The sequence below is a fragment of the Streptomyces sp. NPDC054840 genome, from assembly GCF_053611065.1.
Genome location: NZ_JBSGZP010000481.1, coordinates 1 through 5,713, shown reverse-complemented (window position 1 = coordinate 5,713; position 5,713 = coordinate 1). Strand labels below are relative to the sequence as shown.

Genomic DNA, 5,713 nt, shown 5'->3' with positions numbered 1-5,713 from the left:
GTGCTGGCCTGCCGGAGCGCGGCCCGCGGCCGGGCCGCCGCGATCCGGCTGCGCGCGGAAGTCCCCGGGGCGCGAGCGCAGTTCATACCGCTGGACCTCGCCGACCTGGCGTCCGTACGGGAGTTCGCCGCCGCCTACGAGCAGCGGCACGCCTCGCTGGACCTGCTGATCAACAACGCCGGTGTGATGGCCCTGCCGTACGGGCGGACCACCGACGGGTTCGAGACGCAGCTCGGGGTCAACCACCTCGGTCACTTCGCCCTGACCGGACTGCTGCTGCCGCGCCTGCGTGCCGCCGCCCGGGGGGCCCGGATCGTCAACGTCTCCAGCGGCTTCCACGTACTGGGGCGGATCGGCCCCGCCGACGCGGGCCTCGCCGACGTCGGGGGCCAGCACGGCTACCGGCGCTGGACCGCCTACGGCCGCTCCAAGACCGCCAACCTGCTCTTCACCCACGAACTGTCCCGCCGCTTCACGGCCGCCGGCTCCCCGATCACGGCCGTCGCCGCCCACCCCGGCTACGCCTCCAGCAACCTCCACTCCGGAGCGTCGAAGCTGGAGGGCCCCACCTTCAACTCGCGGGTGGCGGCGCTCGGCAACGCGGTCCTCGCCCAGCCCACCTCCTCGGGTGCCCTGCCCACCCTGTACGCGGCCACCGCGCCCGGCGTCCGGGCGGACGCCTTCATCGGCCCGCGGTTCGGCTGGCGCGGAGCGCCCGCCCGGTCCTGGCGGGCCGGATGGACCCTCGACGACATCACCGGCGAGCTGCTGTGGTCCGCCTCCGAAAAGCTGACGGGAGTCTCGTACGCCGCCCTGCCGCGCTGAGCGGATCGCGCGGGCGACCCGAAGTGAGTCCGCCCGCCCCCTGGTTGCCTCCGGGCGCCCCGGCTCGGGCCTGCTCCGAGCGCCCCCCGCGCAGCAGAATCTGCGGCATGGACGACGACGAGCCGGACAACCACCCAGAAGCCCGCGGCCGTCACGACCGCATCGACCGTCCCGGCCGGGGACCGGACCGGGCCGGGCGGATTCTCAGACGGGCTCGGGGCGCAGGGAGCGCCAGATGTGGTCGGGGAGGTAGCGGGCGGCGTCGGTGAGGTCGATCTCGGAGGTGCTGGACAGCCAGCGCCGGGCGGCCTCCGCGAGCGGGCCCATGACCAGCACCTGCCACAACGGCCTGCCACAACGACCTGCCTGGCCCCCCGCCGCCGAGGCGACCGCTCAGGACTTGGTGGAGCGCTCGTACAGGGCGCGGACACCCTCACCGAACCGGACGCCGTACGAGGTCTCCTCGTCCCCGCCCCCGTCGCGGCCGCCGATCACCGCGATCAGCGTGCTGCGGCCGGTCAGTACCGGGCCGCCACTGGTCCCGTTGGGTACGTCCGCACAGTCCAGGCGCACCTGCGTCGGCCCGGCCGCGACGGCCGTGTTCCGGCAGTCCAGCGGCTGCTCGGCGTGGTTCGGGTAGCCCACGAGCCGGGCGGGCGCCGGCAGTTCCGTTCCGAAGTCCATGGTCAGGGCCCCCGTGACGTCCTCCAGCCGCTGCCCCGGATAGCCCGGCCGGCGCAGCCGGAGCAGGGCGATGTCGTGGTCCGGGTCCTGGTCCTGCGCCCAGCGCCGGTCCACGTCGATCCGGGTCGGCACCCAGATGCCGTACGGGGCCACACCGTCCCGGTAGCCGGGCGCGAACGCGAGGTTGGTGCGGAAGCCGCCGCCGTACACGCAGTGCGCGGCGGTGGCGATGAGGTCGCCCCGCGGGGAGTGGACCACGACGGCCGAACAGTGGTGGTCGGGGTCGCCGTCGCCGCCCGGTGAGAACAGCGCGCCGACGGCGGGCTCGGCCGGGACGGGCCGGGCCTCCAGGGGGTCGGAGGGCTGCCACCCGGCGTACCGCCAGTCCACCGCGCCGCCGCCGTCGGTGAAGGCCTTGCCGTCCTTCGGCGGCTCCGGGTCCTCCCGCGCGATCCCGTCCAGCACAGCGGCCGCCGTCTTGTCGGCGCGCTCGGGGTCCTGCTGGTAGACGCCTTGCGCCGGATCGCCGTCCGCACGGTTCGCGGCGATACCGCGCAGCTCCCAGGCGGCGTAGCCGACGCCCGCGAGGACGACGGTGCACAGCAGGCCGACGACCATGGAGCCTCGCGGGGCGGACCGGCGGCCCCGCTCCCGTTCCCGCCCGTCAACCTTGCCGACCATGTGGTACTCCCGCTCCAGACGCCTTCGGACTCTTCGTTCGATGGGCGAGTGGGGCCCGGGGTTCCGGAGGGAGGACGTGTCCGTGCTCACAGCCCCCGCCGCTTCCCCCCGCGGGCGCCCCTGATCCGCCCGCACACGCCGAACTCGGCTTTCCATGGCCCCCGTCACCCCCACCGGGCTATGGTGCCGGGCGGGGGACGACTGCGCGAGGGGGGACCGGGCTGTGCTGCGTTTTCTGTTCGTCCACGGTACGGGTGTACGGCGCGAGCGGCACGACAGGTTGTTCGCCCTGGTCCGGGAACGGCTGACGGCCAGATTCCACGGAGCGGCCGTCGACTCCTGCTACTGGGGCGACCGGTTCGGCGCGACCCTCGGCGCGGGCGGCCGCTCGGTGCCGGGACTGCGCCCCGGGCCGCAGGGCGCGCCCGACCCCGTGGACGCGGAGACGGCCGAGTGGGCGCTGCTGCTCGCAGACCCGCTCTGCGAGCTGCGGGTCCTGGCCGAGGCGGGCTGGGCGGGCGCCGGCGAGCGCGGACCCGGCGCCGCCGACGACGCCGACGACGACGAGGACGCCGACCACGACGACGGCTTCGCGATGCCCGGCGTGCAGGCCGCCGGAGCCCGGGTGCTCGCTCTGCTGGAAGGCTTACCGCCCGCACCGCCGCGGACCGGGGACGAGCTCGGCGCCCTGCTGCACGGCACCGGCCTCGCCCCGGGCTTCGCCGCCGCCCTGGACTCCACCGCGCGCTCAGCCGAAGCGGCCCGGGCCGCTGCCCGCGCCGCCGACGAGCCCCGGGCCCGCGAGCTGGCCACCGCCCTCGCCCGGGCCGTGACCGCCGCCGCCCTCGCCGCCGCCGGCGACGAGGCCGACTGCACCGGCGCCGAACGCGACCGCCTCGTCGAGCTGCTCACCACCCGCCTCGGCGGCGACGGCCGGGTCCCCGGCGCCCGCGTGGCCGCCGTCCTCGGCCGGCTGGCCCTGCGTGTCACCACCCAACCCCTCCTCGACGCCCGGCGCGGCTCCCTCACCGTCGGAGCCACCCCCGTGCTCGGCGACATCCTGCGTTACCAGTCCCGCGGCCACGAGCTGCGGGACTTCCTGCACGCCCGGATCACCGCCGATCCGGGGCCGACCGTACTGATCGGCCACAGCCTCGGCGGGATCGCCCTGATGGACCTCCTCACCCTCGCCGCCGCCCGCGGCGAGGCCGTACCCGGGGCCGAGCTGCTGGTCACCGTCGGCTCCCAGGCCCCGTTCCTCCACGAACTGGGCGCGCTGACCGCGCTCGAACCCGGCGCGAAACTCCCGTACGGCTTCCCGCGCTGGCTCAACGTCTACGACCGGCACGACGTACTCTCCTACCTCGCCGAACCCGTCTTCCCCGGTGACGCGCGCGTCACCGACCACGAGGTCCGCAGCCGCCAGCCCTTCCCGGCCTGCCACAGCGCCTACTGGAAACAGGACTCCCTCTACGAGCGGATCGAACAGGCGGTGACCGAGGCGGAGATCGGGTGACTGCCGCCGACTTCCTGCCCCCGGCCCTCGGACCGCAGCGCACCTTCGCGCTCGTCGCCGGGGTCGAGCGCTACGACATCAGCCACCGCTGGAACCTGCGGGGTCCGGCCCGCGACGCCCTGCGCTTCGCCCGGTGGCTGACCGGCCCCGCCGAGGTGCCGCCCGGCAACGTCCGGCTGCTGCTCTCCCCGCTCGACGAACCGGGCGACCTCGACTGGACGGACGCCCCGGCGATGACCGCCCTGCGCACGGCCTACCGGCCGGCGACCGAGGAGAACGTGAAATCGGCGCTCCTCGACGAACTCCCGCAGTGCGACGGCGACCTGCTCTGGATCTTCTGGGCCGGGCACGGCTATCTCGGGCCGCGCCAGGAGCTGATGCTGCCCTGCGCCGACGCCCGCCCCAGCCAGATCCGGCACCTCAACCTCGACTCGGCGCTGCGCTGGTGGCGGAGCGACCTCGTCAAACAGCGCCGCTTCCCGCTCCAGGCCGCGCTCGTGGACTCATGCCGGGTCGACGCGCCCGGCGACACCCGGTGGAACTTCGGCACCACCGACTACGGGGGCGGGAGTTCCGTCCCGGGCCGCCGGCAGTTCCGGCTCTACGCCTCCCGCGAGGGCGAGGTCGCGCAGAACGACTCCGAGCGTGGCGCCGGCCGGTTCACCGAGGCCCTGCTCGGCGAACTGGGCGGACGGTCCGTACGGGAGAGCGTCAGCGGGCTGCCCGGCGCCGCTCTCAGCATCCACCGCGTCTTCCAGGAGCTGCGCGAGCGCGGCGAAGGCTGGCAGCTGCCGCAGTTCATCGTCGACCGGGACTGGGACGCCTGCTCCTTCCTCGACGACGACCTGTCCGGGGCCGCGCTGCCCCGGGCCGCCAAGCTCGACCAGGCGGCCTGGGACAGTCTCGGCGAGCTCTTCGAGGGGCGCGAGCTGCCACGCTGCGCCTACGAGGCCTACGCCTGGGCGTTCAAGGCGGCCGGCTGCACCACCCCGGCGCGCGGCGGGCTGCCGGGGGACAACCTGCTGGAGGTGGTCCAGGACCTGGACGAGCGGCAGGGTGGCCGCGGCGGGATGCCGCTGGCGGTGCCCTTCGTACGGTTCCTCGCGGACCGGGCCGCCGCCGGGGGCGACGCGCCGTGGGCGGACCGGCTCGGGGACTGGGTGCGCGCCACCCGCGAGCGCCTCGCCCTGCCGGTGCTGCCCCCGCCCCCGCCACCCGCCCGGCGGATGGTCGTGCACGTCCGGCTGGAGACGCCGCCGGGCGGGGAGGACGGATTCCTGGCCCGGATGTGGCTGCGGGGCGAACGGGCGCAGCACATATGGGAGTCGGAGGGGGCACCGGTCGGACTGGACCGGGTGCGGGAGGAGCTCGTACGGCAACTCGCCCTCATCGGCGGCGCTTCGGAAACCGACGGCGAGACGGGGCGGCAGGCGTACGCCGCGGTGGACCGCATCGAGTTCCACGTGCCGTACGAACTGCTCGACGCCGACTTCGACCAGTGGCCGGTGCCCCGTGGCCCGGCAGGCCGCCGCCGCGCCCTCGGTCTGCTCCACCAGGTGGTGGTGCGCTGCCCGCAGGAGCGGGCGGACACCCGGGCCGAGTGGCACGGCACCTGGCGCTGGCTGCACGCCCAGGGCGGCCGGCACCCCGACGCCGTCCGGGTCGTCTCGGACGACGAGCTCACCGACGCGCTCGGGATGGAACTGGCCGCGCAGCCGCCGCCCGCCTGCGTCCTCGCGCACACCACGACCGCCCCGCACGCCGGGCTGCTGGAAGCCGTGTTCGAAGGCGGCCTCCCGGTGGCCGTATGGCGGCGCGGGGGCGGCCTGCCCGCGCCCGCCCTCCTCGACCTGCTCGCTCCGGCCGGGCCGGACGGCCGCCCCGACCCCGGCGCACTGGACGTCCTGGCCCTGCCCGCGCGCGTGCGGGAGGTGCGCCGGGCGGCCGCAGGCGCTGCTGCCGGATCCACGCGCGCCGACCAACAGCCCTCAGGGGGAGACCAGTTGG

At 75.7% G+C, this 5,713-nt stretch carries 5 protein-coding genes; 3 read left to right on the top strand and 2 right to left on the bottom strand.

Annotated features, from left to right (window positions below):
• A partial coding sequence (locus tag ACWGIU_RS27410; protein ID WP_453710117.1) for an SDR family NAD(P)-dependent oxidoreductase occupies positions 1-825 on the top strand: 825 nt, incomplete at its 5' end.
• Positions 826-1,029: 204 nt separating this feature from the next.
• On the opposite strand, the gene ACWGIU_RS27405 is transcribed toward ACWGIU_RS27410, so the two are convergent.
• Entirely contained in the window at positions 1,030-1,152 is a 123-nt protein-coding gene (locus ACWGIU_RS27405) for a hypothetical protein (RefSeq protein WP_453710115.1), read from the bottom strand.
• 66 nt (positions 1,153-1,218) lie between these two features.
• A complete protein-coding gene (locus ACWGIU_RS27400) occupies positions 1,219-2,190 on the bottom strand; it encodes a trypsin-like serine peptidase (protein WP_453710113.1) in 972 nt (323 codons plus the stop codon).
• A 223-nt stretch (positions 2,191-2,413) separates the two neighbouring features.
• Here ACWGIU_RS27400 and ACWGIU_RS27395 point away from each other — a divergent pair, with 223 nt between their 5' ends.
• Together ACWGIU_RS27395 and ACWGIU_RS27390 are read left to right on the top strand one after the other, a co-directional pair.
• Positions 2,414-3,706 (top strand): hypothetical protein, encoded by a 1,293-nt coding sequence (locus ACWGIU_RS27395; protein WP_453710111.1) that lies wholly within the window; start codon positions 2,414-2,416, stop codon positions 3,704-3,706.
• Positions 3,703-5,713: VMAP-C domain-containing protein (locus tag ACWGIU_RS27390; RefSeq protein WP_453710109.1), on the top strand; the 2,011-nt coding region annotated here is incomplete at its 3' end. The genes ACWGIU_RS27395 and ACWGIU_RS27390, both read left to right, overlap by 4 nt.

What these genes read in the sequence shown, in the direction of transcription:
- ACWGIU_RS27400 (WP_453710113.1), bottom strand. Translation starts at nt 2,190, where the DNA reads ATGGTCGGCAAGGTTGACGGGCGGGAACGGGAGCGGGGCCGCCGGTCC.
- ACWGIU_RS27405 (WP_453710115.1), bottom strand. Translation starts at nt 1,152, where the DNA reads ATGGGCCCGCTCGCGGAGGCCGCCCGGCGCTGGCTGTCCAGCACCTCC.